The organism is Trebonia kvetii, assembly GCF_007827045.1.
Lineage (GTDB): Bacteria > Actinomycetota > Actinomycetes > Streptosporangiales > Streptosporangiaceae > Trebonia > Trebonia kvetii.
This window is the reverse complement of the sequence record NZ_RPFW01000009.1, coordinates 192,107-218,029: the sequence shown is the minus strand read 5'-3', so window position 1 is coordinate 218,029 and position 25,923 is coordinate 192,107. Positions and strand designations below refer to the sequence as shown.

Sequence of the window (25,923 nt, the reverse complement as noted above, 5' to 3'; positions counted from 1 at the left end):
TCCGCCGGCCGCTGGTTCCGGTAATTCGCGCGGCTTTCGGGGGGGAAGCATGATATCCAACCGGTTTATCCGGCTGGCCGGTGCGCTGGTAGCGCCCGTGCTGGCCGTCGGTGCGCTGGTGGCACAGGCGGGAGTGGCGTCCGCCAGCGCGCAATGGTTCAGTGGCAAGACGCTCTTCGTGGCACCATCGGGCAACCAGAATAACGACGGCAAATCTTGCCATTCCGCAGGATTCAGCACCATTCAGTCCGCAATCAATACCGCACCCGACGGTGCGACCATCATCGTATGCGCCGGGACATATCACGAGCAGGTCGTGATATCCAAGCCGGTATCGCTCGTCGGCCAGCACGCGACCATCGACCAGTCGGGCGTCACGCCGACGTTCACCATCACCCTGCGCGGGCTCGGGCAGCAGGTCATCTTCGCGGCGGTGATCGTCGTGAGCTCCCACGTCACGCTGAAGGGATTCATTATCCAGCACGCCGAGGGTGAGGGAGTCCTGGCCGCTGGACTGAGCGGTCCCCTGTCCAGCATCGTGATCGCCCACAACGCCGTCGTCCACAACGACCTGGGCGGCGGTGTCCCACCACAGTCGACGTACTTCCAGTGCGCGGCACAGGGGCAGGTGCCCGGTGACTGCGGCGAGGGCGTTCACTTCGCCGGTAACGTCGCCTTCTCGGCGATCCGCGACAATTTCATCGCCTTTAACTCCGGCGGCGTATTGCTCAGCGACGACATCGGGCCCACGCACAACAACCTGGTCGAGGGCAACGTCGTGACGCAAAACGCCGCGGACTGCGGGATCACCGTTCCCGGGCACAACCCGGGAGCGCTCAACGCCAACGGCGTGCCGCAGCCCTCGGTCGCGGGCGTCTACCGGAACGTCATACGGAAAAACGTGGTCACCGACAATGGACTCAAGGGTGAGGGCGCCGGAGTGCTGTTCGCCAACGCGGGTCCTGGCACCGCGTCCTACGACAATCTGGTCGAAGGCAACTTCATCGCCGGCAACGAATTGTCCGGCGTCACGATGCACGCGCACACCATCGGCAAGACACAGTTCGAGGACCTGAACGGCAACAGGATCGTCGACAACGTCATCGGCGAGAACAACACCGGCGGCGACCCGCTCGACTTCCCGGCAAGCCCGCAGGACAAGGAAACGACCGGCGTACTCGTGTTCTCCGGTGGCGTGAAGGTCCGCGTCAAGATCGCGCGCAATCTCATCTACGACAACCACTTCGGCATCTGGCTGAGCAAGCCGGTTAAGGCGTTCGGCCTGGGCTCTAACACGTTCATCGACGTGACCGTGCCGGTCTCCGCGAACAACTGACCCGGCGACACTGGACGGCGGGCCGCGAGCGCGCCCGCCGTCCAGTCAGCCCCCGGTCACGCTCCGCGCCTGTTGCTGTTATCAACCAGTGGCGCAGTCGGTGCTGTCCGGCGACGCCTTCTCGGCGGCCCGCCAGCCGGCCAGGATCCACCGCCCCACGCAGGCGGCCCCCATGAGCATCGCGGCGAACTGGACGCCGACGACGACCCAGTACAGGCACTGCCACGCGGGATGCCGGTCCAGCGCACCGGCCAGCCCGCCGCCCGCGCACCCGGCCTCCCACACCGGCAGGTACCGCCACTCGAACCAGCCGCTGCCCTGGTCCTCCTCCACGTACAGCAGTACGCCGGCGATGAGGGTGCCAACTAAGCCTGTCGCAGCGTCAGCCGTGCGTAGGGTGGGGCCGTGGATGGATTCGATCCGGATGCCACTGCCGCGACCCTCACGCAAGCGCTGCGTCCGTTCGGTTCGACGGCACGAGCCGCGCAGGAAAAGCGGTACCTCAAGAGCGAGCTTGAATTCATCGGCGTCGCCATGCCTGACATCCGCCGCGTGGTCAAGGCGGCAGTCAAGGATCACCTCGCAGCCCACGGCAAGCGCGGTGTCCGGCTCGACAGGGAGACCGCCGTGGCCTGGGCACTCGCCCTATGGCAGGAGCCCGTGCATGAACGCCGGGCCGCGGCGATCCAGATTCTCCAGCTGGCTGTCACGCGGCTGGCCGCCGCGGATCTGGCGACCATCGAGCGGCTGATCCGCGACGCACGCACCTGGGCGTACGTGGACCCGCTGGCGGGGAACATCGCGGGCGCCGTCGCCTTGCGCGACGCGTCGTCGTGGGAACGAATCGACACCTGGGCGGTCGACGGGGACTTCTGGGTACGCCGTTCGGCACTGCTCGCATTGATGCCAGGCATCCGCGCCGACCAGCCCGACCTGCGCCGGTTCGTCCGCTACACCGACCCGATGCTCGCCGAACGGGAGTTCTTCATCCGCAAGGCGATCGGCTGGGTGCTTAGGGAGATCTCCCGCCAGGACCCTAATTGGGTCGCGACCTGGACGGAAGATCACGTAGCCGAGATATCGGGTGTCACCTTCCGCGAGGCCGCCAGGTACCTACCCCCCGAGACGAAGGCCCACCTGGAACTGCGCCGCGCCCGCCGGTAGGTCCGCCCCTGGCTGGCCCGCGTGATGCCATGGTCGGCCCGGGCGACGCTGCCTGCGATGGTAAATTGGGCCCCTCCAGTCCACCAGTTCCCGTGCCACCCCGGAGCGTTCCTATGCCCGCTGTCCGTCGCGCGAAGGACGGTACGCCCGTCGGCAGCGCGGGCGGCGGACCGGACGGCGCGGGCAGCGCCCGGGAGGGCGCCGGCGCGGCGGGCCGCGGGTTCCTGCTCCGCGTGCCGTCGTCGGCCGGCCTTGTCATCCTCGCCGCGACGGCGCTCGCGCTCGCGCTGCGGCTGTTCCTGGTCACCAGGCCCGGCTTCCTGACCTCGGGCCAGGTCGAATATGACGACGGTGTCTACCTCGGCGCGGCGCTGCGGCTGCTGCATGGCGCGATGCCGTACAAGGACTACGCGTTCGTCCAGCCCCCGGGGATCATCGTGGTCGGGCTGCCAGGCGCGCTGATCGGCTCGCTGACCTCGCAGGCCGGCGGCCTGGCGGTGGCCCGCCTGCTCAGCGTGCTGGCAAGCACCGCCTGCGTGCCGCTGGCCGGCCGTCTTGTGCGGCACCGCGGCGCACTGGTCTGCGCGGTGACCGCTGGCCTGCTCGCGGTGTACCCCGCCGACATCCTCGCCGCGCGGACGCTGCTGCTGGAACCATGGATGAACCTGGCCTGCCTGCTCGCGGCGACCGCGGCCTTCCGGGAGGGGCGCCTGGCCAGCCCGCGCTGGCTCGCCGTGGCGGGGGTGGCGCTCGGCTGTGGCGTCGCGATCAAGTTCTGGGCCGCGATCCCCGCGGCGGCGCTGCTCGCGGTGTGTCTCATCGCGCGGCCTGAGCCCGGTGCGTCGCGACTGCGGCGCGGCGGCGCCTTGCTCGGCGGTTCCGTTGGCGGCTTCGCGGTGCTCGCCGGGCCGTTCGCCCTGGCCGCGCCGGGCGCGTTCGTGCACCAGACGCTGCTATACCAGGTCAGCCGGGTCGGCGAGTACACGCCGGTGTCGCTGCGGCTCGCGCACCTGACCGGGCTGATCGACGTCCTGAGCAGGAGCGGGAAGCTCACCGTGCCTGGGACTACCGGCCACACGCTGTTCTCCATGGGCGCCGAGGCCTCGACGCACATCGTCGCGGCCGGCTGGAAGGCGTACGCGGTGGCCGCCATCGCGATCGTGGTGATCGCCGCCGGCTACCTCATCGTGCCGCGCCGACGGACGCCGCTTGAGTGGTTCGCCCTGGTCACCGCCGCCGCCGCGGCCGCGGCGATCCTGGGCTACTCGGCGTTCTTCTACCACTACCCCGACTTCCCCGCGCCGTGGATCGCCATCACCGCGGGTGCCGCCATCGGCGCCCTGGCCGGCCCGCTGCGCGGCGCCCGTGCACGACGGGTGCTCGCGGCCGCGATCGCGGTGGTGATCGTCGCGGCCGGCGCGGCCGAGGCACGTGAATTGTCCGGCGCGCACGTGCCGGACAGCCCCGCGGTCGCGTCGGCGCTGATACCGAAGGGATCGTGCCTGGTCGCCGATCAGGTGTCGTTCGCGATCGCCGCGAACCGGTTCACCGCTCCTGGCCCCGGCTGCCCGGACGTCGTGGACTCGCTTGCCACCACGCTCGCGCTCAGCGGCGGCGTATCACCGCAGGGCGGTGCCGGGCAAACGGCGGCTGTGGTCGCGGGCTGGGAGAAGATCTTCGGGCAGGCGCGCTACGTGTGGCTCTCGGCAGGCGCACCCGCGCGCATCCCGTGGACGGCGGGCCTGCAGACCTGGTTCGACGGCCACTTCAGGCAGATCGCGGCGTTCCCCGGCTACGGCGACAGCAAGCTGTACGTCCGCCGCTGAGCCTCGCGTCACCGGCGCCGAGCGCATCCACCGAGCACATCCTCAGGGGCCGCGCTGAAGGCGAACACCGGCCGGGCCGCCCCTCAGCGGCCCCGCACCGGCGTGACGACGATCAGCTCCAGCCTGTAGTCCGCACCCTCGCCCATCCTCTCGTAGCCAACGCCCCGCTGTAGGCGAGGCGTTCCCCCTCCGCCCACTCATGAGAGCCACCCTACGACGCACTGCCTTCCCATGCAATTGCATTCGCTGCAATGGTGTGGCATTTACCAGGGTCAATCCGGTAATGACCGAATGAGCACCGGATTGTCCAATACGGGCTGCCATGCGGTCTCCGCCGCGCCGATCAGACCCGCGTCATCCAGTGAGCAGGCCTCGACCGGAATCGCCGCACCGTGACCCCATGGGCTGTGCCGCGCGACGGCCTCCCGGAGCGGGCCAGGGGCGACCGCGAGCAGCGCCCCGTGCATCCCGCCGAGCAGCACGCGGTCGGGGTTGATCACGTTGATCAGGCCGGCCAGCCCGAGACCGAGGCGCTCGACGATCGCGTCGGCTGCCTGGCGGACCCGCGCGTCTGTCTGGTAGCCGTCGCGCAGCAGGGCGATGGCCTCATCGAGGATCGGGCCCTGCGCCGGGAGCTCCCGCCCGGCCGACTCAAGGAATCTCGCCGCGTCGGTCTCCACGTTCAGGCAGCCGCGGTTGCCGCAGACACAGGGACGACCGTACGGGTCCACGCTCACGTGGCCCGCCTCCATGGCCAGTCCGGTGCTGCCGGTGTAAAGGCTGCCGTCGAGGACAAGCCCGCCGCCCACGCCGCGATGCTCGGCGACCAGAACGAGCAGATGCCCGGCGTCGCGACCCGCGCCGTGTCGGTGCTCGGCGAGGGCGATCGCGTTAACGTCATTGACAGCGCTGAAGCCTGCCGGGGCTGCCACGCCCCTGCGGGTGAGTTCCGCGGCGAACAGCTCGCGCACCGGCGAGCCATCGGGCCAGCCGACGTAGAGCGCGCGGATGGCGGTGCCCTGCGGCCGGGTGACCGCGGTCGGCAGGCAGGCCGCGGCGCCAACGCAGCGGCGGCGCGAGGTCCGCAGCAGGTCCGCGGCCGCCTCCGCGACTTCCCCGAACACGAGGCCGGGATCGGCGGGCACCGGCGCGTGCCATGCCCGCCGCGCGGCGATGACCCCGCCGAGCCCGACGAGAGCGACCGCGTAGCCGTCCGGATGCACCTGGGCGGCGAGCGCCACCGGGCCTTCCGGGTCTGGCACCACGCGGTGCGACGGACGGCCCTGATGGCCGCCGCCCGGTCCGCTGTCTACCACGATCAGGCCAAGATCACGCAGTTCGGCGGTGATCGCGCCGGTCGTCGCCCTGGTCACTCCGAGCTGGCTGGTAAGTTCCGAGCGCGTGGCCGCCCGGCCGGCGTGGATCAAGGTCAGGGCTGTTCCGGCCAGCGTCGGGCCAGCCAGCGTCGCGGGTTTTAGCTCCACGCTGTTGTCCGCATTTCGATTTGCCTCTATCCTTGTTTTGTGCAGCTGCTATACAAACTACCGCTGCCGGTCACGGCGGGCAACGAGACCGCGAGCATCCGCGCCGCGATCACGGCCTTCTTCGCCGCCGACGGGTTCATCTTCGCCAGCTGGGCGGTGCGGATCCCGGCCGTGAAGGCGGCGGTCGGCGCGTCACCGCAGTCGCTGGGGCTCGCGCTGCTCGGCGTGTCGCTCGGCGCTATCGCCACGATGACGCTGACCGGGGCGCTGTGCCGGCGGTTCGGCAGTCCCCGGGTCGTGGTGGTCGCCGCCGTTTGGCTCTCGTTCGCGCTGCTGCTTCCGGCGCTCTCCTCCTCAGCGCTCGCGCTCGGACTGTCGCTCGTCGTCTTCGGCATCGGCTACGGCGGCCTCAACGTCGCGATGAACAGCTACGCCGTGGACCTGGTCGCCGTGATGCGCCGCCCGGTGATGCCGTCGTTCCACGCGGCGTGGTCGTTCGGCGGTCTGGCAGGCGCCGCCCTCGGCGGCCTCGCGGCGCCGCACCTGTCGCCGTTCACCCACTTCGCGCTGGTCGGCCTGCTCGGCCTGGTGGTGACCGCGACCTGCGGCCGGATCATCCTGCGCAGCGACCTGCCTGCCGAGCTGGCGCAGCGCGCGGTCGCCGAGGCGAGCGGCATCGAGGCGGCGGGCGGCGCGGACCCGAGTTCGGTCGCCGGCGGTAGCGGTGGCTCCCCCGCCGAGGCTGGCACAGCCAGTGACGGCGAGGCGACGCCTCGCGAGACGACAACAGGCAATTCGCAGCCGAACGGTAGCGTGCCACACCCGGCCGCGTCCGCCCGGACCCAAGGGGTGTGGCGGACGGTGGTGCTGCTCGGCGTGATCGCGCTGTGCTCCACCTACGGCGAGGGCGCGGTCAGCGACTGGGGCGCGCTGCACCTGCGCAACGACCTGAACGTGGACGCGGGCCTTGCCGCCGCGGGCTACGCCGCCTTCGCGCTCGCCGAAGCCGGCGGACGGCTATTCGGCACCGCGCTGCTCGACCGCCTCGGCCAGACCCGGGTCCTGGTCTACGGCGGCCTGATCACCTGCGCCGGCATGCTCGCCGCCGCGCTGTCGCCGGTGCTGCCGCTGTCCCTCATCGGCTTCGCGTTGGCCGGCCTCGGCGTGGCCAACGCCTTCCCCACCGCCATGTCCCGCGTCGGCGCCCTCGCGGGCCCGAACGGCGTCGCCGCCGCCTCGACCTTCGGCTACGCCGGCTTCCTGCTCGGGCCGCCCGCGATCGGCTTCCTGACCGGCGCGGTCAGCCTGCGGGTGGCGCTGACCACGGTCTCCGTGCTCGGCATCCTCGCCGTCTTCCTCGCCCGCGCGGCATCCACCGACCGGACCGGGGCCTAGGACACCGCGCTCAACGGCGTCGCCTCCGCGGTGCCATCGGGCGGCCGCTCAAGGTCCCAGGCGATCCTGACCGCGGTCACGGCGGCCTGCACATAGCCAGGGCCGAGCGGGAAGTTCTGCCGCGCCCGCGCCAGCCGCTCGAACGACAGCGGGTCGTGCGCTTGCTCCGCGGTCTGGAAGTCTTGCTGATCCTGGCAGAGCCCGAACACCTGGCCTACGGTGGCGAGCCACAGCGCTGCGCGGCGACCTGGTCCGCGATCAGTGCGCCCGCGAGGTCGTCGAGCGGGACCCGCGGCGGGCCTTTGGCCGGCAGGGGCCCTGCCTTGACCGCCTGGCCCCGCTGGATGTCCACCGCGCGGCGGATCAGCCGGACGAGTTCGCGCGGCAGCCCGCCCGACAAGACGTAAAGCAGGTCGGCTGACGGCTCGGTGACCTGTACCAAACGGCTACCTGCCAGTCGTCTCGCCTCCTGCCCGGTCAAGAAGGAGAGCGGGACCACGGTTAGAAGACGAAGCGGTAAATGCGCGCCGCCACAGCAGGGAACTCGAGGTCCGTGCCGGTGAAACGAATCCACGTGGTTTCCTCGGCATTCCGGTCATCTCGCCCTCAAGTGCCCGGACTCGTGCCTCGCCGAGCACCGAGGCGCACAGGGTGCCGAACAGGTGCAGCAGGAAATCGCGGGCGTCGTATTGCGCGGGCGCCGCGACGGTGACACCCCAGCGCTGAACCTCGTTCTCGCCGTCCCATGGCGCGAGGGGACGCAGGTCGGGCACCGGCCGGGCGAACTGGCTGAGCAGCGTGGTCTTACCGATGCCGCGCGGGCCCGCCACCCCGATAGGAGAACTCGCGCTTGTAGCTCGCCGTGAGGTCGGCGTCGATGACCAGGTTGATCCGGCTCGTCAGGTCGGCGACGAGTTCGTCCCGCAGCGCCGCGCGCGCTTCGGCCCGCCGCCCGTCGATCTCGCGGATCAGCGCATGCCGGAGGATGCCATCCTGCGCGGCGGCCTCGGCGAAGGCCTGCCATGCCTGCGCGAGGTCGGCCTGGGCGGAGCCGAGCTCTCCCTCGAGCCTCGCCAGCCGGTCTCCGTCCGCGCCGCGGCCGGCTGACGCTGCCGGTCGAGTCTCCTTATCTTGTTCTCGGCATCGGCGATCGCTCGCGATTGCCGTGGCAGCAGTTCCCTGAGCATCATCTCGCGCTCGCCGTCTAGCCGGGTAACGGCGTTCGCGCTCGCCGCGTGCAGTTCGAGCAGCTGGCCGGAGCCGAGAGCCTCGCCGGTCATCCCGGTGATCTTGTCCACGGTGTCCCGGTCATCGTCGACATCCGCGAGGTTCTCCCGGATCTCCTGGCGGGCGAGCACCTGCGCACACGCCTCATCCACCAGTTCGGCAAACCAGTCAGCCATGCCCCGCTCCGGGTGTCCGTGATGTCGCTAACGGTCACCCTACGGCGGTGACGCCGGCCCGCGCCACAGAATCCGGACCGGCTACGGGAGCATGTCGACCGTCAGGCAGGCCTCCGTAGACGGCATGCCCAGGTCCGCGGCGCGTCGGTCGGCCATCGCGAGCAGGCGGCGGATGCGGCCGGCGATGGCGTCCTTCGTCAGCGGCGGGTCAGCGAGCTGGCCGAGCTCCTCCAGGGACGCCTGCCGGTTGGCGACGCGCAGCCGGCCCGCCATCACCAGGTGCTCAGGCGCGTCCACGCCGAGAATCTCCAGCGCCCGCTCCACCCGGGCACCCGCCGCGACGGCGGCGCGGGCCGAGCGGCGCAGGTTGGCGTCGTCGAAGTTGGCCAGCCGGTTCGCGGTCGCCCTGACCTCGCGGCGCATCCGCCGCTCCTCCCAGGCAAGCACGCTGTCGTGCGCGCCGAGCCTGGTCAACATCGCGGCGATCGCCTCGCCGTCCCTGATCACCACCCGGTCGACGCCGCGGACCTCACGGGCCTTGGCGGAGATCTTCAGCCGCCGCGCCGCGCCGACCAGGGCCAGCGCGGCTTCCGAGCCCGGGCAGGTGATCTCGAGTGCCATCGAGCGGCCCGGCTCGGTGAGCGACCCGTGCACGAGGAAGGCGCCGCGCCAGGCGGCCTCGCAGTCGCAGATGCCGCCGGAGACAACCTGCCGCGGCAGGCCGCGCACCGGGCGCCCGAACGAGTCGATGAGCCCGGCCTGCCTGGCGAGGCTGTCGCCGCCCTTCGACACCCGCACCACGTACCTGCTGCCCTTGCGCAATCCGCCAGGGGCGAGCACAAGCAGCTCAGACGGCTGGCCGAACACCTCGGCGATCGACGCACGCAGCCGCCTGGCCACCGCGGCGGTGTCAAGCTCCGCCTCGATCACGATGTGCCCCGCGGTCAGCGTGAGCCCGCCCGCGAACCGCAGCAGCGTGGACACCTCCGCCTTCCGGCAGCACGGCTTGATCACCGGCACCCTGCTGAGCTCGTCTTTCACCACGCTTGTCATCGCCATAGCGGCTCTCCCCCCATCACCTTAGAACTGCTCCCCCAGACGACGCCGCTCCCCGAAAATCGCCCGGTAGGCAGCGGCCAGCCGCACCGGGTCGTGCCGTGTCCCGTCCGCCGCCGCCACCTCGGCGAGCGTCAGCGAGGCACTCATCCGCTCCGCCGCCTTGCGGAGATCGTCCTCGGCGCCGGCCACCGCGGCGGCGTCGGCGAGGACGACATCGAAAGACAATGATGACGCGTGATCGGCGAGAACTTCCAGATGCTTGTGTGGCGAAAATCCCTCGGTCTCCCCCGGCTGCGGCACCAGGTTCAGTGCCACGAGCTTACGCGCCGCCGTCCGGGTCAGGGCGGAACGGAGCGAAGGCACCATCAGGTGCGGCAGTACGGAGGTGAACCACGAACCGGGCCCGAAGACCACCCAGTCGGCGTCGAGCACCGCCTCGACCGCCTCCGGAACGGCGGGCGGGTCGGCCGGCACCAGCGAAATCGACCGCACCCGGCCCGGCGTGACCGCGACCGCCGCCTGCCCGCGCACGGTGGACACCGCGGCGGGCAGCGCCGGGTCGACCCCCTCCACTAGCGCGACGATGTCCAGCGGCACCGCCGCCATCGGCAGCACCCGCCCGGTGACCCGCAGCAGCCGCGCCACCCAGTCGAGTCCCGCGACGGGATCACCGAGCAGGTCCCACAGTCCGGCGATGAGCAGGTTGCCAAGGGAGTGGCCGCCCAGGTCGCCGTCGCCGCGGAAACGGTGCTGGACAACCCGGGCCCAGGTCGTGCCCCAGTCATCGTCGCCGCACAGCGCCGCGAGCGCCATCCGCAGGTCACCAGGCGGCAGCACGCCGAACTCCTCGCGCAGCCGGCCGGACGACCCGCCGTCGTCGGCCACGGTCACGATCGCGGTGACCCGGTCCGTGACGCGACGCAGCGCGGACAGCGACGCGGCGAGCCCGTGCCCGCCGCCAAATGCGACGACCTTTGGCTGGTAGGTACGGGCGGTACGGGGGGTTGCCCCCCCGGGTGACGGCACCGTCAAGCGGTCACTCCCGCCCGAGGTCGCGGTGCGCGACGCTCACGTCGCGGCCGGTCAGCTTCGCGGCGAGCTGTTCTGCCATGGCCACCGAGCGGTGCTTGCCGCCGGTGCAGCCGATGGCAAGCGTGACGTACCGCTTGCCCTCCCGCTCGAAGCCGGCCAGGGACACGTCAAGGACCTGCAGGTACGCGGCGATGAAGGCCGACGCGGCCGGCTGGCCGAGCACGTACTCCCTGACCGAGGCGTCGAGGCCGCTCAGCGGCCGCAGCTCAGGCACCCAGTGCGGGTTGGGCAGGAACCGGCAGTCGGCCACCAGGTCGGCGTCCACCGGCAAGCCGTACTTGTAGCCGAACGAGACGATGTTCAGCCGCAGCCCGGTCACCGAGTCGCCGCCGAAGTAGCCGTGCATCCTGGCGCGCAGCTCGTGCACGTTCAGCGCGGAGGTGTCGAGCACGATGTCGGAGTCGCCGCGGACGGCGCGCAGCAGCTCGCGCTCGGCGTTGATCCCGTCGAGTATGGTGCCTGAGCCCTGCATCGGGTGCGGCCTGCGCACGTTCTCGAAGCGCTGCACGAGGACGGCGTCGGACGCCTCGAGGAACAGAACGTGCGGCGCGACGCCGCGGGCGCCAAGGGAGGAGATCGCGGACTTCAGGTCGGTGGAGAAGGCTCGCGACCGGACGTCGACGATCGCCGCGATGCCGGCCAGCGAGGCGCGGTCCGCCAGGTCGAGCATGGTGGGCAGCAGCGCGGGCGGCAGGTTGTCCACCACGAACCAGCCGAGGTCCTCGAGCGTCTTGGCGGCGGAGGTGCGCCCGGCCCCCGACATGCCGGTGATGATGACGATGTCGGGCGTTGGCGGCCCGGCACGTTCCCCTGTCGTATCAGTCATTGTCCCTTGAACCCCCCGGATTAGGCATGCTGTTCTGCTGATCACCGGCCCGCTGAACACTGGCCTGGCGCAGCGCGATCACCACCGACTCGGCAAGCTTAGGGCCGATCCCGGGCACCGCCGCCGCGATCTCCTGCGGCGACGCCGACGATATCGCCTTCACCGAGCCGAACGCCTTCAGCAGCGCCGCGCGGCGCGACGGCCCAAGCCCGGGCACCCCGTCGAGCGCGGACGTGATCGCCGCCTTCCCCCGCTTGGCCCGGTGATAGGTGATCGCGAACCGGTGCGCCTCGTCCCTGACTCGCTGCAGCAGGTAGAGCCCCTCGGACGAGCGCGACATGATCACCGGGTACTCCTGGCCGGGCAGCCACACCTCCTCGAGCCGCTTGGCGAGACCGCACACCGCCACGTCGTCGATGCCGAGATCGGCGAGCGCGGCGGCGGCCGCCGCCACCTGGCCCGCGCCGCCGTCCACGACCACCAGGTTGGGCGGGTAGGCGAACTTGCGCTGCTGGGGTGAAACCACCAACCGTTCATCCTGATCCTGGTCTTGATCTTGGTCGTGACCTGGATCGCCGGCCTCGGGGTCGCCGAGGAGATCGAGCTCGCCTGACTGCTCGCGTTCCTCCAGGTAGCGGCGGAAGCGGCGGGTGATCACCTCGCGGATCGCCGAGATGTCGTCGCTGCCCTCATAGCCCTTGACCGAGAAGCGGCGGTACTCGCTCTTGCGCGCCAGGCCGTCCTCGAACACCACCATGGAGGCGACCACGTGCGTGCCCTGGAGGTTGGAGACGTCGTAGCACTCGATGCGCAGCGGCGCGTCGTCGAGTTCCAGGGCGTCCTGGATCTCGTTCAGTGCCTTGGACCGGGTGGTGAGGTCGCTTGCGCGCCGCAGCTTGTGCAGCGCGAGCGCCTCCTTCGCGTTGCGGGCGACGGTCTCGGCGAGAGCCTTCTTGTCGCCGCGCCGCGGCACGCGCAGCTGGACAGGGCCGTCGCGTCGCTCCGACAGCCACTGCGTCATCGCCTCTGCGTCCGGCGGCAGCTCGGGAACCAGGACCTCGCGCGGTATGCCATTGCTGTCCGGTGAGGTCCCCTCGCCGTAGAACTGGCCGAGGAAATGCTCGACCAGGTCAGCGGGCGTGGTCTCCTCGACCTTCTCGAGCACCCAGCCGCGCTGGCCCCTGATCCGGCCGCCGCGCACGTAGAAGATCTGCACCGCGGCCTCGAGCTGATCCTCCGCCAGCGCGATCACGTCGCAGTCGGTACCGTCGCCGAGCACCACGGCCTGCTTTTCCAGGGCGCGTTCCAGTGCCTTGATGTCGTCGCGTAGCCGGGCCGCTCGCTCGTACTCCTCTTCCGAGGCGGCCTCTTTCATCTCCGCGGTGAGCTTCCTGATGAATCGGCTCGTCTGGCCGGACATGAAGTCGCAGAAGTCCTCGGCCAGCGCCCGGTGGTCGTCGCCGCTGATCCGCTTGACGCACGGCGCGGAGCACTTGCCGATGTAGCCGAGCAGGCACGGGCGGCCGATCTGCCCGGCGCGCTTGAACACGCCGGTGGAGCAGGTGCGGACGGGGAAGACGCGCAGCAGCGTGTCGACCGTCTCTCTGATCGCCCAGGCGTGTGAGTAGGGGCCGAAGTAGCGCGTGCCCTTGCGCTTGGCGCCGCGCATCACCTGGACCCGGGGAAACTCCTCGCCCATGGTCACCGCGAGGTAGGGGTAGGACTTGTCGTCGCGGTACTTGACGTTGAACCGCGGGTCGAACTCCTTGATCCAGGAGTATTCGAGCTGCAGCGCCTCGACCTCGGTGTTGACGACCGTCCACTCGACGCTCGCCGCCGTGGTCAGCATCAGCTGGGTGCGCGGGTGGAGCGCCGAGAAGTCGGCGAAGTACTGGTTGAGCCGCTGCCGCAGCGACTTCGCCTTCCCCACATAGACGACCCGGCCGCGCTCGTCACGGAACCGGTACACGCCCGGTTCCTCGGGAATCTCCCCCGGCTTGGGACGGTATCGATTCGGGTCGGCCACGACTGTAAGCCTAGTCGCCGGGGCGCGCCCGCGCGGACCTTGCGGCGCTCCGCTGCGCCCGCGCCGGCTGCGTTCGCTCGCGGCCCGCGACGTCCCCAGTCGCGTAATATCTTGTAGGCTGGCGCTCGTGACGGAATCCGCGGCCACGCCCTCGGCCGAGCAACTCGGCGAGGACTACTTCCAGGACCCACATGCCCACTTCGCCCGGATGCGGGAGGAGGGGCCGGTGACGTCGGTCGTGCTGCCGCACGGTGACCGGGTCTGGCTGGTCACCAGGTACGCCGACGTGCGCGCGGCGCTCGCCGATCCGCGGCTGTACAAGGACTGGGCGGGCAAGCTCACCTCTCCGGACTGGGTGCCGGACGCGGTGACCGGCTACCTGTCGGTGCACCTGCTGAACGCCGACCCGCCCGATCACACGCGGCTGCGGAAGCTGGTCGCCAAGGCGTTCACCGCGCGGCGGGTCGCCGGGCTGCGCCCCCGCGTCGAGGCGATCACCGCGGAACTGCTCGACGCGATGGAGGCGCGCTTCGCCGCTGGCGAGGACGCGGTCGACCTGATCGAGGCGTTCGCGTTCCCCCTGCCCGTGACGGTGATCTGCGAACTGCTCGGCGTGCCGGTCGGCGACAGGGACAAGTTCCGCGAGTGGTCGCACGCGATCGTGGCCAGCGACGGAGATCCCGGGTCCTTCCGCGCGGCGGGGACGGCGATGTTCTACTACTTCAACGAGCTCGTCGCGGCCAAGCGGGCGCATCCGGCCGACGACATGATCTCGGCACTCGTCGAAGCGCGCGACGCGGGCGACTCGCTGAACGAGCGCGAGCTGATCGCGATGCTGTTCCTGCTGCTCGTGGCCGGCCACGAGACGACCACGAACCTGATCGCCTCCGGCGTCCTTGCCTTGCTGACCCACCCCGACCAGCTGGAGCGGCTGCGCGCGGACCAGTCCCTGCTGCCGGGCGCGGTCGAGGAACTGCTGCGCTTCGTCAACCCGCTCAACCACGCGACCGACCGGTTCACGCTCGAGCCGGTGGAGATCGGCGGGGTGCTGATCCCGGCCAGGGAGTGGGTGCTGTGCGTGACCTCATCGGCCAATCTCGACCCTGGGCGGTTCCCCGACGCCGAGCGGCTCGAGGTGGAGCGGGAGGCGGGCGGTCACCTGGCCTTCGGTCACGGGATTCACTACTGCCTCGGCGCGCCGCTGGCCCGGCTGGAGGGCGAGGTCGCCTTCGGCGCGCTGCTGTCGCGGTTCCCGTCACTGTCGCTCGCCGCCTCGGCGTCCACGCTGCGCTGGCGGCCGAGCTCGCTCATCCACGGCCTCGAAACGCTGCCGGTCCGCCTCGCCTGAGCCATCCCAGTCGCGTTCCCGGTCTGCTGGCTTGGCCGAGTCACGTCATGATTCAGGCGGAGGTGCGGCACGAATCGCGGCACGGCGCGGAGCACGTAAACGCTTGCGCGGACCGGAAGGCTGGCGGGGGGGTGGGTGCCGGTGCCTTCCGGTCCGCGGTCTTCCGGCGCGCGGGCCGGCGCCGCGGCTGTTTGCCGCGGCGGGTGGCCGCACGGTTCGTCCGGCGGGGTGTCCGGACGACGCCGGCGCGCGGGAAGCTGGTACCGAACGGGTGCGGGCGACGCCGTCAAGCCGCCGCTCAGCCCGCAGGGCTGGCGGGCGTGTCGCGCGGCGGCGGCTCCGCCTGTTCCCAGCCCCGGGGAAAGGGCAGGGGTCGGGCGGAGCCGCGCAACCGTTCGGGATGATGCAGTTTTTGATCTTGCGGTTAGGCCAGAGCGGAGGCGACGGAGACCGACTCGTAGCCGTGGGCGGCGGCGACCGGGCCGTTGGTCAGCTGGCCCTCGTGGGTGTTGAGGCCGGGGGCGAGCGCCGAGTCGGCCGCGAGGGCGGCGCGCCAGCCCTTGTCCGCGAGCTCGATCACGTACGGCAGGGTCGCGTTGGTCAGCGCGTAGGTGGAGGTGTTCGGGACCGCGCCCGGCATGTTCGCCACGCAGTAGAAGACGCTGTTGTGCACGCGGAAGACCGGGTCGGCGTGCGTGGTCGGGTGCGAGTCCTCGAAGCAGCCGCCCTGGTCGATGGCGATGTCGACGAGCACCGAGCCCGGCTTCATCCGCTTGACCAGGGCGTTGCTGACCAGCTTGGGCGCCTTGGCGCCGGTGACCAGCACGGCGCCGATCACCAGGTCGGCGTCGAGTACCGCCTTCTCGATCTCGTAGGAGTTGGAGGCGACGGTCTGGATGCGGCCCTGGTAGAGCGCGTCGATCTGACGCAGCTTGGCGATGTTCCTGTCGAGGACGGTGACCCGGGCGCCCATGCCCACGGCGATCTGCGCGGCGTGCTGGCCGGAGACGCCGCCGCCGATGACAACCACGTGCGCGGGGCTGGTGCCAGGGACGCCGCCGAGCAGCACGCCGTAACCGCCGCCGGAACGCATCAGGTGGTAGGCGCCGACCTGCGGGCCGAGGCGGCCTGCCACCTCGGACATCGGGGCGAGCAGCGGCAGCGAGCCGTCGGCGAGCTGCACCGTCTCGTAGGCGATGCCGGTGACCTTGTTCTCAAGCAGCGCGTCAGTGCAGGCCTTGTCGGCGGCCAGGTGCAGGTAGGTGAAGAGGGTCAGGCCCGGGCGCATCCGGTGGTACTCCTCGGCGACCGGCTCCTTGACCTTGAGCACCAGGTCGGCGGTACTCCACACCTCGTCGGCGTCGGGGATGATGGTGGCGCCCGCGGCGACGTACGCGTCGTCGGACAGCTGCGAGCCGGCTCCGGCATCCTTCTCGAGGTAGACCTCGTGACCGTGGTCGCTGAGCTCGCGCACGCCCGCGGGGGTGATCGCGACGCGGTACTCGTGGTTCTTGACCTCGCGGGGGATGCCGACCTTCATGGGACGCTGCCTTTCCTTGGTTCGCTCGGGCGTTGGATGCTCTACGCTGAGCCGCGTTCGGCCCGTTGCTTCATGATGCATTTTCCTCGGAAAATTAGCCATATTCGTGAACAAGATTCTGTAGACTGCGTTTATGATGTCGGGAAATTCCTCTGAGTCGATCTCTGCGGGGAGCCGGCCGAATACTCTTCGGCCCAGCTGGCCCACGGCGCCGTCGCGGGCAGAACCGAACGTGCCGACGGGCGGCGACCTCGACGACATCGACAGGCGCATCGTGCACGAGCTGGCGCGCGATGCCAGGCTGCCGAACAACGCGCTCGCCGACCGGGTCGGCATCGCGCCGTCGACCTGCCTGGGGCGGGTGCGGGCGCTGCGGGAGCGCGGCGTGATCCGCGGCTACCACGCCGATGTGGACCCGGCCGCGCTCGGGCGGCCGCTGCAGGCGATGGTCGCGGTGCGGTTGCAGTCGCACGCACGGGGGCGGATAAGGGCGTTCGTGGCCGAGGTGGCGGGGCTGCCCGAGGTGCTCAACGTGTTCTTCCTCGCGGGCAAGGACGACTTCCTGCTGCACGTCGCGGCGGCGTCCACGGCGGCGCTGCGAGACTTCGTCGAGACGCTGTCCTCGCACGAAGACGTGTCCTACACGGAGACATCACTGATCTTCGAGCACATCCGCGCCGACGCGGCGGGGTGAGCCTCGCCGGCGGCACAACGCGGGCGGCGGTTTCCTGTGCGGGCGGATAGTGGCGCGTCCTTCGGGTACCGGCGAGGATGAGACCACCGGCCGGTCGGCCGGTTTCTTAGCCGAACCGTGAGAGGCAGGCGGCAATGCCATCTCAGGAGTCGTATCGCGACGCGCTCCTGCGTGTAATCGAGTCAGTTGTGGCACCCGGGGCGGCGGCGGTCGACGCGTCCGGCTCGTTCCCCAGGGCTCAGGTCGACGCCCTCGGCGCGGCCGGAATTCTCGGGCTGACGGTCCCCGCCGAGCATGGCGGCGGCGGAGCGGGGCTGCGTGAGGCGGCCGACGTGGTGCGCGAGCTCGGCTCCGTCTGCGGCTCCACCGCGATGGTCGTCACCATGCACTATGCGGCGGTCGCCGCGCTGACGGCGGCCGCTGACAAGGAGACGCTGACCGCGATCGCGGGCGGCGGGCACCTGTCGACGCTCGCCTTCTCCGAGCGCGGGTCGCGGTCGCACTTCTGGGCGCCCCTGTCCACGGCGACGCTCCTCGGCGCGGGGGACGAGGCCATGGTCCGACTGAACGCGCACAAGAGCTGGGTGACCGCGGCGGGTCAGGCGGACAGCTACGTGTGGTCGAGCCGGCCGCTCGACGCGGTGTCCGGTGCGGTTTTCGGCGCCGCTCCCGGTCCGATGACCCTGTGGCTGGTCCCGGCCGGCGCCGCCGGGCTCCTTGTGGCCGGAGAGTTCGACGGGCTCGGGCTGCGCGGCAACGCGTCCGCGCCGATGACGGCGGACGGCGTGACCGTGCCGCTCGGCGCGATGCTCGGCGGCGACGGCGCTGGCCTCGACCTGGCGCTCGCGGCGGTGCTGCCGGTGTTCCTTATCTGCTCGGCGGCGATGAGCGCGGGCCTGATGCGCCGCCTCGCCGACGAGACGGCCGCGCACCTGCGCGCGACGCGGCTTGAGCATCTCGGCGTGTCGCTGGCGCAGCAGAGCGCGCCGCGGGCACGGCTGGCGCGGCTGCGCATCGAGGCGGACCGGACCTGGGCGCTGGTCAGCGACACGATCGGCGCGGTGGAGCAGGGACGCGATGACGCGCAGCTCCTGGTCCTCGAGGTGAAGGCGGCCGCGGGTGAAGCGGCGGCCGACGCGGCGGACCTGGCGCTCACCGCGGGCGGCGGGGCGGCGTACCGGAAGGAGTCGGTGGTCGAACGGCTGTTCCGCGACTCACGGGCGGCGCGGGTGATGGCCCCCACCACCGAGGCGCTGCACGACTTCATCGGCCGCGCGCTGCTCGGCTTGCCACTGCTCGGGGAGGCGTGATGGGTGTCCTGCTCGGCGCGGTCGCCTATGACCCGAAGGTGGTCACGATCTGGGACGGGTTCCGTGCCTGGCTGCGCGGGCCCGGCGGCGTCGACTTCGACTACCTGCTCTACTCCAACTACGAACGGCAGGTGTCAGACCTGGTCGATGGGCGCATCGACGTCGCGTGGAACTCGCCGCTCGCCTGGGTGCGCGCCAGGCGGCTCGCCGCTGCCCGCGGCGCCACGCTGACCCCGGTCACGATGCGGGACACGGACTGTGACCTGCGTTCTGTCGTGGTGGTGCGGGCCGACTCCCCGGTGACGTCGCTTGGCGACCTGGCCGGCCGGGTGGTCGCGACCGGCGCCGTCGACTCGCCGCAGGCCACGCTGCTTCCGCTGTCGCTGCTACGGTCCGCGGGGCTGAAGCCGGGGGCCGATGTCACCGTCCGCCGCTTCGACGTCGGGGTCGGGCTGCACGGCGACCACGTCGGCGGCGAGCGGGACGCCGCCCGCGCGCTGTTCGCCGCGGACCCGGCGGACCGCGTCGACGCGGCCTGCATGATCGACGCGAACCTGCTGCTGTTCGGCCGCGAGGGGGTGCTGCCCGCCGGGGCCGTCCGCGTCCTGGCGCAGACGCCGCCCTACGACCACTGCACGATGACAGCAGGCCCGTCGGCGGCCGGCGGCCTCGACGTCGACGTCGCGCGGCTCGCGGAACTGCTGCTCGGCATGGATTACGCCGACGCGACGCTGCGCCCGCTGCTCGACCTGGAAGGGCTGAAGGAATGGCGACCGCCCCGGCTGTCCGGCTATGAGCAGCTGGAACGCGCGGTGGACGAGGCCGGGTTCTACGACGCCGACGGGACGGTCACCGCGGCGGACTACCGGCCATGAGGCGCGCATCGTGAACCGCGTCATGAACCGCCTCGTGAACCGCGTCGTGAGCCGTTAGGGACTGGTGGCGATGCCGGGCAACGACCAGGCCGACCTCGCCGGAGTCCTTGCCGGAGTGGCGGACCTCGCGAACCTCGGGCTAGACGAGGGCGGTCACCTGCTTGTGACGCACGGGCTTGACGCGCTGTCGCCAGGCGAGCGGCTGACGGTCACCGGATCGCACCCGGCGCTCGGGATTCACCTGGCCGCGTGGTGCCGCGAGCACGGGCACCAGGTTGCCTGGACGGATGCGGGCCCCAGCGGCAGCCCGCGGGCAGGGCGTGCCGGCGGCACCGCGGACGACACGACGGTCGTGATCGTCAAGGGGTCAGCGGGCGAGCGGCGCTGGCAGGGGGCGGAACGGGCCGGCCTCGCGGCCGGTCCGCCGGCGGCGCACGCGAACGCCGCCTGGGGCCTTGCCGCGCGCGGCGCTCTCGTCGAGGCGGGCGGGCCGCCGATCGGCGCCCAGTGGTCAGAGCGCGACCACGTGTGGGCCGACATCGCGCCGCAGCTCTACGCGGCGGCGGCCGCGAGCCAGTGGGACCCGGCGACGGCCGTCGACTGGACCGCGCCTCTTGGCGGGGCCCCGCCGGAGGTGGAGCGCGCCGTGGTGCAGCTGATGACCTACCTGGTGGAGAACGAGCAGGCCGCGCTGATCATCCCGGCGCGGCTGCTGTCCCAGCTGCACCCGCACTACCGGGAGGTGATGCAGCTCCTCGCGACGCAGGCCGCCGACGAGGCACGGCACGTGGAGGTGTTCACCAGGCGCGCGGTGCTGTCCGGCGGCGAGCCCGGCACCTCATCGGCGGGCGGCCGCGCCTCGCTGCAGACGCTGCTCGACGAGCCGGACTTCACCACGGCCGCATTCCTGCTGTCGGTGCTCGGCGAGGGAACCTTCCTCGACCTGCTCCGGTTCATCGCCGAGCACGCGCCGGACCAGGTCACGGCCGACGTGACGAGGCTGGCGGCCAGGGACGAGGCACGGCACGTGGCGTTCGGCGTCGCGCACACGGCCCACCTGGCCCGGGCCGACCGCCACTACCTTGGCACACTCCGTCAGGCGGTCGAACGCCGTCATGCGGCGCTGCGAGATACCGCCGGCCTGAACGCGGAGGTGTTCGGCGCGCTCGTGCTGCTCGGCGCCGGCTCCTGGTCGCCTGAGGCGATCCGACGGGGCTGGGCGGCGGTCCGTGACCTGCAGGACCGGATGGACGAGGGGCGGCGCCGGCGGCTTGCCGCGATCGGCTTCCCCGACGACGAGGCCGCCGAGCTGTCTGCCCTGCACACCCGCAACTTCATGTAGCCCTGAGCGAATGGCTGATCGAAAAAGATCTTGAAAAGAATACCTCTGCCTTATTTATTGATCATCATTTATTCGCTAGAATGTTTGTGTAGGCAGATCATGAATCGAATATCTTCGGAAGGAGGGCCGAAATGCAGCAGTCCGCGCCCACCGCGTTTCCCCGCCCGCAGCCGGAGGACGACTTCGATCTTGATGCCGACCTCGACCGGCTGGCCGCCGACATCGAGGCGGGCCGCCGGCGGATCCCGGAGGAATGGGAACTCGAGGGCCCGGCGGTCTCTGTCAGCCTTGGCGACGCGTGCGACGTCGATCCGGCGCTGCTCGCCGTGATGTGCGGTCCTGACGGACTCGGCGGTGAGGCGCCGAGCGCCGCGTTTGGCGAGGACCGCGCGGCCGATGTGCTGCGTCCAGGCCCGGTGCTATCCGCGCTGACCGAGCAGGCAGTGTCCGACCTGCCGTCCCTCTCCGACGACCAGCTGATCGGTGCGCTGTCGGCTGCGCGGCGGCTGGAAAACCGGGCCGCCTACCTGCAGGCCGTGGCGATCGCGGAGTTCGCCCGCCGCCGTGAGATCCAGCGGGAGGAGGCGAGGTCGCGCAAGGTGCCGCCGCACCGCCGGCCCGGTCAGTTCCCCGGAGACGAGCTCGCTGCTGAACTGGTCTGCACCGTTCACTACGCCGACGAACGGATCTGGGAAGCCACCGACCTGGCGACGCGTCTTCCGCGGACCCTCGCGGGCATGGCGGGCGGCACCATCGACGCCGTCCGCGCGTCCATCATCTGGAGCTACACCTGGGCGCTGACCCTGCTCGACGCCGAGGAGTCGAGGGCATTCGTCGCGGCCGCATCTCGCAGCCCGCGAACCCGCTTCTGCGTGACGATCGTGGCGCCGGACGGCACGGCCCTGGCCCATGGCTGTGCCCGGGGACAGCATCCCTGGACGCCGCCGCCACAAGCCACACAAGCCACACAAGCGAACGCCACGTAACCGCCGGGTCGCCCGCCGCCAGGCTGCCCCGATCCCGCACAGGCCCAGCTGCTCGCCGACCTCGTCCGGCGGCTGAACATCACGCTCCGCCCGATCGTTCGCGGCCCGTGCGATCACGCGGACGCCGAGGATCGCTACACGCCAAGCCGGAGCCTCAAGCACCTGGTCCGTGCTCGCACCGCCACCTGCTCGGCCCCCGCCCTGCAACGCGCAGGCCATCCAGTGCGACCTCGATCACACGGTCGCCTATCCGGATGGCCCGAGCTGTCAGTGCAACCTGGCGCCTAAATGCCGGAGGCACCATCGGTGCAAGCAGGCTCCCGGCTGGTCAGTGAAGCAACCGGAACCGGGTGTCCTGCGATGGACCGCTCCGTCCGGCCGTGGCTACAGCACCGTCCCCGCGCGCTACGACCTCTGAAGCGAAAAAGCGAAGAGCGCTCGACGAAGCTGTGCGCTGTCGCTGGATCGTGATGTGTATAGACGCGAATCTTGTCCACATCCGATGCGGCTGCGGCGTCGAATGGTGCGTATGGATCAGACTGACCCTGACCAGCCGGGGCTCACGCGCGCACCCGAGGACGGCGAGCCAGACCACAACAAGTTGCTGCGCCGTGCTGCGGTCGGCGACCAGGAGGCGTTCGAGCTGCTGTACCGGAAGCTCGCCCGGCCAGCCTACGGCGTTATCCGCCGGGTGCTCCGCGATCCCGCGCAGTCCGAGGAGGTCACCCAGGAGGTGATGCTCGAGGTGTGGCGGACGGCGGCGCGGTTTGACCCGGCACGGAGCAGCGCCGCGACATGGGTGCTGACCATCGCGCACCGGCGGGCCGTCGACCGGGTGCGGGCGGAGGTCGCGGCGACCGAACGGGAGCTGAAGACGGCCTGGGCCGACGTGGTACCAGACGACGTGGCGAACCTGGTCGAGAACAGCATGGACCGGGACCGGGTCCGGCGCTGCCTCGGCGACCTGAGCGAGGTACAGCGCCAGTCGATCACGCTCGCCTATTACCACGGTTACACCTACCGCCAGGTGTCCGCGCTTGTCGACGCCACCCTCGCCGCCATCAAGAGCCGCATCCGCGACGGCCTGCTGCGCATGCGCGACTGCCTGGGGGTGAGCTGATGCTGCCGTGGCGCCGCAACCTGCACGCGCTGGTCGGCGCGTATGCGCTCGATGCCCTCGGCGAGGGAGCGGAGCGAGAGCGGTTCACCAGGCACCTGCGCCGCTGCACGTCGTGTGCGGAAGAGCTTCGCGGGCTTCGGGAGGTGGCCACCGCCCTGGCTTACGCCACGGCGGCGGAACCGCCACCTGAACTCCGGCGGCGGGTGATGGCGGCCGTGAGCCGCACCCGCCAACTGCCGCCTGAGGCGCTGCCACAGTGGCGGTTCCGCGGTTGGCTGTCCCGAATTCCAAGCAGCGGCTGGCTGCCACGACTCGCGACGGCCACCGCGGCCATCGCCATCGCCGCCGTGGTCGCGCTCAGCGTCGCGCTGTCCTCCGCCACCCAGCAGCTCAACTCCGCGCGAGCGCAGGGTCAGGCGATCGCCGCGGTGCTCGCGGCGCCGGACGTCACGACGGTGACCGGGCCGGTCAGCGGCGGGGGCGTGACGACCGTCGTGCTGTCTGCGGGCAGGCGCGAACTGGTCGTCAGCACGAGCGGGCTTGCCGCCCTGTCCGGTGGCAAGGTGTACGAGCTGTGGCTTATCGGGCCATCAACGGCGCAGGCCACGGCCATCAGGCGAGCGGGGCTGCTGCCTGGGGCCGAAGCCGGGCTCACCGCGCCGGTCCTGGCATCCGGGCTGGTGGCTGGCGACAAACTCGGCATCACGGTCGAGCCCGCCGGCGGGTCGAACCAGCCGACCACCACGCCCATCCTGCTCTTGAGCCTGCCTGCGGTGACCTGAAACACGACCGTCTTGTACCGCCGGCCAACCACGCCGGCCGGTACCGCCCCGCCGCCGGGGCGGTACCGACCGCCGAGCCCCCACCAACCCGGCGGGCGGTACCTGGGTCCCGCAATCGCTTGTTCGTAGCGAAAGCCCACCTGGATGGGTCGGATGCCGGAAATTTAGGAAATTTCCTGACGAGCGATCGGGAGAGCGGAAAAGAGGCTGAGAGCGGCGCCCTGCCCGAGGACCGGATTGGCGACGGGCAACAGCAGGCGGTAGCGCGCCGGGAGCGTGGCGCGCAGGCCGGCCGGCGGCCGGGTGGGCGCGGCCGACTCCAGCAGGCGCAGGCCGAAACGCTCCAGCGTGCGCGGGTCGTCGCAGGACCACTGCCAGCGGGCGATGCCCCGTTTGGCGGCCATCTTGTGCTCCATTTCGAGAATCTTCCGCGGGTAGCTGTCGAACGCGATGAGGGCGCTGGGGAACCGGGCGGCGATCCGGGCGAGAAGGCCAGTGACCTGATCATCGGTCAGATATGGCAGCACCCCGTCGGCCACGAAGAAGTACGGCCCCGGCAGTTGCTCCGCCGCCGTTAGCCAGTCCTCGTCGAGAAGCGACCCGGCGATCATCCGGCGCCGCCCGGTGTCGGAAAAGAACCGCCGCCGCAGCTCGATCGTGTCCGGCAGATCCAGGTCGATCCAGTGCGCCGACCCGTTATCTACCCGTTCGAACCGGGTGTTCAGCCCGGTGCCGAGCTCCACCACCGTCCCGCCCGGGCTGACCGCGAGGAACTGGCGCACCCACCAGTCGAGGATCATCGTCCGCAGCACCACGAGGAACGACATGGCGCTCTGGTTGAAGGTGCCCGTGTCGAAGTCGATCTTCCTGACGAGCTCGACGGCCCTCTCGTCGCGCAGCAGCGGCCGCTTCCGTTCCGTCTCCCGCGCCCGCGCGAGCAACGGGAAGAACAGCGTCTGCTGAACGATGCCTAGCTCTGCCTGTTGTCCGTTCGCCATGTGCCCATACTGCCAAGGGAGGCGCCGGCCAAACCAACTGTCCCCCCGCGACCCGGGCGGCCACGGGCGGCCACAGGCACCGTAGGGTCGGAGGATGCTCCTCAGCTACGGGCACGGGACGGATTCCGCCGAACGGACGGCGGCGCTTCTCGCGGACGCGGGCGTGGTCTCCCTGGTGGACATCCGCATCGCGCCGGGCAGCAAGCGCCATCCGCAGTTCGCCCGTGCCGCGATGGAGGAATGGCTGCCCGAGGCCGGCGTCGGCTACCGCTGGGAGAAGCGGCTCGGCGGCTTCCGCAAGCCCAGTCAGGACAACCCGGACGTGACGTGGCGCGAGCCGATGTTCCGCGGGTACGCCGAGTACATGCGCGGGGCTGACTTCCGCGACGCGATCGACGCGGTGCTCGCGGAGGCGACGGGCAACCGCGACGGCCAGGTGGCGGTGATGTGCTCGGAGTCCCTGTGGTGGCGCTGCCACCGACGGCTGCTCGCGGATTTCATTACGCTCGCCCGCGACGTCGAGGTGCGCCACCTGATGCACAGCGGAGGCACCGACTCGCACCGCCTGTCCCCCGGTGTCCGGCTGCGCGCCGACGGGCTGCTGGTCTACGACGCCGGCCAGGAACCGCTGATCTAGCCGGCGGTGACGAAGCAAGCCGCACCCGTTCTTGATGATGCTTTTGGTCCGCCAGCCGGGGACTCGGGTCGCTGGAAAAGGAGTGCGATTTTGTCGGCAGGCGGGACTAGAGTCAGGACTGGCCGCGCGAGAGGAGATCCGGTGCGACAGATCCCTGACCCCACGTCGACGGACGAGCGGGACGTGCTCGGGCAGTACTTGGACTACCAGCGCGAGACAATCCTGCTCAAGACCGAGGGGCTGACCAGGAAGCAGCTTGGGCAGCGGATCGCGACCTCGGACCTGACGCTCGCCGGGATCCTTTACCACCTGGCGCTCAACGAGGAGGGCTGGTTCGAGGTGCACTTCGGCGGACTCGGTCCGCGCGAGGACTTCACCGGCATCGACTGGGACGCCGACCCGGAGTACGAGTTCCGCACCGCCCTGGAGAAGGAGCCCGAGTGGCTGCGTCGCCGCTACCGCGAGGCCTGCAACCGGGGCAGGCAGGTCGTCGCCAGGGCGCCCAGCCTCGATGACCAGTCGGCCGCCCCCTGGCAGGGGAAGCCGTTCACGCTCCGCTGGGTGATCCTGCACCTGATCGAGGAGACAGCGCGGCACGCGGGGCACGCTGACCTGCTCCGCGAGGCGATCGACGGCAGTGTCGGCGAGTAGCTGGCCGACGAATAACCCGGGCCGGTTAA

General features: G+C 70.9%; 26 protein-coding genes. 14 read left to right on the top strand and 12 right to left on the bottom strand.

All coding sequences use genetic code 11. The features are described 5' to 3' along the window. Positions 1 to 49 precede the first annotated feature (49 nt). The gene (locus EAS64_RS37750; protein ID WP_145861142.1) at positions 50 to 1,336 is read left to right on the top strand and encodes a NosD domain-containing protein; all 1,287 of its coding nucleotides are present in this window, start codon (positions 50 to 52) and stop codon (positions 1,334 to 1,336) included. A gap of 81 nt (positions 1,337 to 1,417) precedes the next feature. Here the strand turns inward: EAS64_RS37750 and EAS64_RS37745 are convergent, their stop codons facing one another. Next, positions 1,418 to 1,669, bottom strand: a complete 252-nt coding sequence (locus EAS64_RS37745; protein ID WP_145861140.1) for a hypothetical protein — start codon at positions 1,667 to 1,669, stop codon at positions 1,418 to 1,420. Between the two features lie 72 nt (positions 1,670 to 1,741). On the opposite strand from EAS64_RS37745, the gene EAS64_RS37740 reads away from it, so the two are divergent. Both EAS64_RS37740 and EAS64_RS37735 read left to right on the top strand, forming a co-directional pair. Further along, a complete protein-coding gene (locus tag EAS64_RS37740; protein WP_145861138.1) occupies positions 1,742 to 2,500 on the top strand; it encodes a DNA alkylation repair protein in 759 nt (252 codons plus the stop codon). 113 nt (positions 2,501 to 2,613) lie between these two features. Then, positions 2,614 to 4,326, top strand: a complete 1,713-nt coding sequence (locus EAS64_RS37735; protein WP_187366470.1) for a phospholipid carrier-dependent glycosyltransferase — start codon at positions 2,614 to 2,616, stop codon at positions 4,324 to 4,326. Positions 4,327 to 4,598: 272 nt separating this feature from the next. Here the strand turns inward: EAS64_RS37735 and EAS64_RS37730 are convergent, their stop codons facing one another. Beyond that, on the bottom strand, positions 4,599 to 5,810 hold the full coding sequence (locus tag EAS64_RS37730) for an ROK family protein (RefSeq protein WP_145861135.1): 1,212 nt from the start codon (positions 5,808 to 5,810) through the stop codon (positions 4,599 to 4,601). 39 nt (positions 5,811 to 5,849) lie between these two features. Between EAS64_RS37730 and EAS64_RS37725 the strand changes: the two genes are divergently transcribed. Next, positions 5,850 to 7,205, top strand: a complete 1,356-nt coding sequence (locus EAS64_RS37725; RefSeq protein ID WP_222849897.1) for an MFS transporter — start codon at positions 5,850 to 5,852, stop codon at positions 7,203 to 7,205. Here the strand turns inward: EAS64_RS37725 and EAS64_RS37720 are convergent. The 8 genes from EAS64_RS37720 to uvrC all read right to left on the bottom strand — a co-directional run bounded on the left by EAS64_RS37720 (position 7,202) and on the right by uvrC (position 13,611). Beyond that, positions 7,202 to 7,414 (bottom strand): hypothetical protein, encoded by a 213-nt coding sequence (locus tag EAS64_RS37720; protein ID WP_145861133.1) that lies wholly within the window; start codon positions 7,412 to 7,414, stop codon positions 7,202 to 7,204. The two genes, EAS64_RS37725 and EAS64_RS37720, sit on opposite strands and share 4 nt — an antisense overlap. A 5-nt stretch (positions 7,415 to 7,419) precedes the next feature. Then, positions 7,420 to 7,647 carry a hypothetical protein gene (locus EAS64_RS37715; RefSeq protein WP_145861132.1) on the bottom strand — a complete coding sequence of 76 codons (228 nt, stop codon included), beginning with the start codon at positions 7,645 to 7,647 and terminating at the stop codon, positions 7,420 to 7,422. 4 nt (positions 7,648 to 7,651) lie between these two features. Continuing rightward, positions 7,652 to 8,035 (bottom strand): hypothetical protein, encoded by a 384-nt coding sequence (locus EAS64_RS37710; protein ID WP_145861130.1) that lies wholly within the window; start codon positions 8,033 to 8,035, stop codon positions 7,652 to 7,654. A gap of 138 nt (positions 8,036 to 8,173) precedes the next feature. After that, on the bottom strand, positions 8,174 to 8,608 hold the full coding sequence (locus EAS64_RS37705; RefSeq protein WP_145861128.1) for a hypothetical protein: 435 nt from the start codon (positions 8,606 to 8,608) through the stop codon (positions 8,174 to 8,176). Between the two features lie 81 nt (positions 8,609 to 8,689). Continuing rightward, the gene (whiA, locus tag EAS64_RS37700; RefSeq protein ID WP_145861126.1) at positions 8,690 to 9,667 is read right to left on the bottom strand and encodes a DNA-binding protein WhiA; all 978 of its coding nucleotides are present in this window, start codon (positions 9,665 to 9,667) and stop codon (positions 8,690 to 8,692) included. A gap of 21 nt (positions 9,668 to 9,688) precedes the next feature. Then, the gene (locus EAS64_RS37695; RefSeq protein ID WP_145861124.1) at positions 9,689 to 10,699 is read right to left on the bottom strand and encodes a gluconeogenesis factor YvcK family protein; all 1,011 of its coding nucleotides are present in this window, start codon (positions 10,697 to 10,699) and stop codon (positions 9,689 to 9,691) included. 4 nt (positions 10,700 to 10,703) lie between these two features. Beyond that, on the bottom strand, positions 10,704 to 11,585 hold the full coding sequence (gene rapZ, locus EAS64_RS37690) for an RNase adapter RapZ (protein ID WP_145861123.1): 882 nt from the start codon (positions 11,583 to 11,585) through the stop codon (positions 10,704 to 10,706). Then, entirely contained in the window at positions 11,578 to 13,611 is a 2,034-nt protein-coding gene (gene uvrC, locus EAS64_RS37685; RefSeq protein WP_145861121.1) for an excinuclease ABC subunit UvrC, read from the bottom strand. The genes rapZ and uvrC overlap by 8 nt, the downstream gene beginning before the upstream one ends. Before the next feature lie 127 nt (positions 13,612 to 13,738). On the opposite strand from uvrC, the gene EAS64_RS37680 reads away from it, so the two are divergent. Further along, complete coding sequence (locus EAS64_RS37680) at positions 13,739 to 14,959, top strand: cytochrome P450 family protein (protein ID WP_222849896.1); 1,221 nt, start codon at positions 13,739 to 13,741, stop codon at positions 14,957 to 14,959. A 424-nt stretch (positions 14,960 to 15,383) separates the two neighbouring features. On the opposite strand, the gene ald is transcribed toward EAS64_RS37680, so the two are convergent. After that, a complete protein-coding gene (gene ald, locus EAS64_RS37675) occupies positions 15,384 to 16,499 on the bottom strand; it encodes an alanine dehydrogenase (RefSeq protein WP_145861119.1) in 1,116 nt (371 codons plus the stop codon). A gap of 232 nt (positions 16,500 to 16,731) precedes the next feature. Between ald and EAS64_RS37670 the strand changes: the two genes are divergently transcribed. From EAS64_RS37670 to EAS64_RS37640, 7 genes are all read left to right on the top strand, one after another. Continuing rightward, positions 16,732 to 17,193, top strand: coding sequence for an Lrp/AsnC family transcriptional regulator (locus EAS64_RS37670; protein ID WP_246116071.1), 462 nt, complete (start codon positions 16,732 to 16,734; stop codon positions 17,191 to 17,193). Positions 17,194 to 17,327: 134 nt separating this feature from the next. Continuing rightward, positions 17,328 to 18,503, top strand: a complete 1,176-nt coding sequence (locus EAS64_RS37665) for an acyl-CoA dehydrogenase family protein (protein ID WP_145861115.1) — start codon at positions 17,328 to 17,330, stop codon at positions 18,501 to 18,503. Beyond that, positions 18,503 to 19,378, top strand: coding sequence for a phosphate/phosphite/phosphonate ABC transporter substrate-binding protein (locus EAS64_RS37660; protein ID WP_145861113.1), 876 nt, complete (start codon positions 18,503 to 18,505; stop codon positions 19,376 to 19,378). Before EAS64_RS37665 ends, EAS64_RS37660 begins: the two co-directional genes overlap by 1 nt. Positions 19,379 to 19,448: 70 nt before the next feature. Continuing rightward, positions 19,449 to 20,720 (top strand): ferritin-like domain-containing protein, encoded by a 1,272-nt coding sequence (locus EAS64_RS37655; protein ID WP_187366469.1) that lies wholly within the window; start codon positions 19,449 to 19,451, stop codon positions 20,718 to 20,720. A gap of 131 nt (positions 20,721 to 20,851) precedes the next feature. Next, entirely contained in the window at positions 20,852 to 21,706 is an 855-nt protein-coding gene (locus tag EAS64_RS37650; protein ID WP_145861111.1) for a hypothetical protein, read from the top strand. Between the two features lie 529 nt (positions 21,707 to 22,235). Further along, complete coding sequence (sigK, locus tag EAS64_RS37645; protein ID WP_145861109.1) at positions 22,236 to 22,826, top strand: ECF RNA polymerase sigma factor SigK; 591 nt, start codon at positions 22,236 to 22,238, stop codon at positions 22,824 to 22,826. Then, a complete protein-coding gene (locus tag EAS64_RS37640; RefSeq protein ID WP_145861107.1) occupies positions 22,826 to 23,608 on the top strand; it encodes an anti-sigma factor in 783 nt (260 codons plus the stop codon). The genes sigK and EAS64_RS37640 overlap by 1 nt, the downstream gene beginning before the upstream one ends. A 164-nt stretch (positions 23,609 to 23,772) precedes the next feature. On the opposite strand, the gene EAS64_RS37635 is transcribed toward EAS64_RS37640, so the two are convergent. Then, positions 23,773 to 24,606, bottom strand: a complete 834-nt coding sequence (locus tag EAS64_RS37635) for a class I SAM-dependent methyltransferase (RefSeq protein ID WP_145861105.1) — start codon at positions 24,604 to 24,606, stop codon at positions 23,773 to 23,775. Positions 24,607 to 24,700: 94 nt separating this feature from the next. Between EAS64_RS37635 and EAS64_RS37630 the strand changes: the two genes are divergently transcribed. Both EAS64_RS37630 and EAS64_RS37625 read left to right on the top strand, forming a co-directional pair. Beyond that, positions 24,701 to 25,243 carry a DUF488 domain-containing protein gene (locus EAS64_RS37630; RefSeq protein ID WP_145861103.1) on the top strand — a complete coding sequence of 181 codons (543 nt, stop codon included), beginning with the start codon at positions 24,701 to 24,703 and terminating at the stop codon, positions 25,241 to 25,243. Positions 25,244 to 25,384: 141 nt separating this feature from the next. After that, on the top strand, positions 25,385 to 25,894 hold the full coding sequence (locus EAS64_RS37625; RefSeq protein WP_187366468.1) for a DinB family protein: 510 nt from the start codon (positions 25,385 to 25,387) through the stop codon (positions 25,892 to 25,894). The last annotated feature ends 29 nt before the right edge of the window (positions 25,895 to 25,923 follow it).

Excerpts from the sequence above, each read along its gene's own strand:
- sigK (WP_145861109.1), top strand. The coding sequence starts at position 22,236 with ATGGATCAGACTGACCCTGACCAGCCGGGGCTCACGCGCGCACCCGAG.
- EAS64_RS37735 (WP_187366470.1), top strand. The coding sequence starts at position 2,614 with ATGCCCGCTGTCCGTCGCGCGAAGGACGGTACGCCCGTCGGCAGCGCG.
- whiA (WP_145861126.1), bottom strand. The coding sequence starts at position 9,667 with ATGGCGATGACAAGCGTGGTGAAAGACGAGCTCAGCAGGGTGCCGGTG.
- rapZ (WP_145861123.1), bottom strand. The coding sequence starts at position 11,585 with ATGACTGATACGACAGGGGAACGTGCCGGGCCGCCAACGCCCGACATC.
- EAS64_RS37635 (WP_145861105.1), bottom strand. The coding sequence starts at position 24,606 with ATGGCGAACGGACAACAGGCAGAGCTAGGCATCGTTCAGCAGACGCTG.
- EAS64_RS37630 (WP_145861103.1), top strand. The coding sequence starts at position 24,701 with ATGCTCCTCAGCTACGGGCACGGGACGGATTCCGCCGAACGGACGGCG.
- EAS64_RS37665 (WP_145861115.1), top strand. The coding sequence starts at position 17,328 with ATGCCATCTCAGGAGTCGTATCGCGACGCGCTCCTGCGTGTAATCGAG.
- EAS64_RS37650 (WP_145861111.1), top strand. The coding sequence starts at position 20,852 with ATGCAGCAGTCCGCGCCCACCGCGTTTCCCCGCCCGCAGCCGGAGGAC.
- EAS64_RS37640 (WP_145861107.1), top strand. The coding sequence starts at position 22,826 with ATGCTGCCGTGGCGCCGCAACCTGCACGCGCTGGTCGGCGCGTATGCG.
- EAS64_RS37705 (WP_145861128.1), bottom strand. The coding sequence starts at position 8,608 with ATGGCTGACTGGTTTGCCGAACTGGTGGATGAGGCGTGTGCGCAGGTG.
- EAS64_RS37655 (WP_187366469.1), top strand. The coding sequence starts at position 19,449 with ATGCCGGGCAACGACCAGGCCGACCTCGCCGGAGTCCTTGCCGGAGTG.
- EAS64_RS37750 (WP_145861142.1), top strand. The coding sequence starts at position 50 with ATGATATCCAACCGGTTTATCCGGCTGGCCGGTGCGCTGGTAGCGCCC.
- EAS64_RS37660 (WP_145861113.1), top strand. The coding sequence starts at position 18,503 with ATGGGTGTCCTGCTCGGCGCGGTCGCCTATGACCCGAAGGTGGTCACG.
- ald (WP_145861119.1), bottom strand. The coding sequence starts at position 16,499 with ATGAAGGTCGGCATCCCCCGCGAGGTCAAGAACCACGAGTACCGCGTC.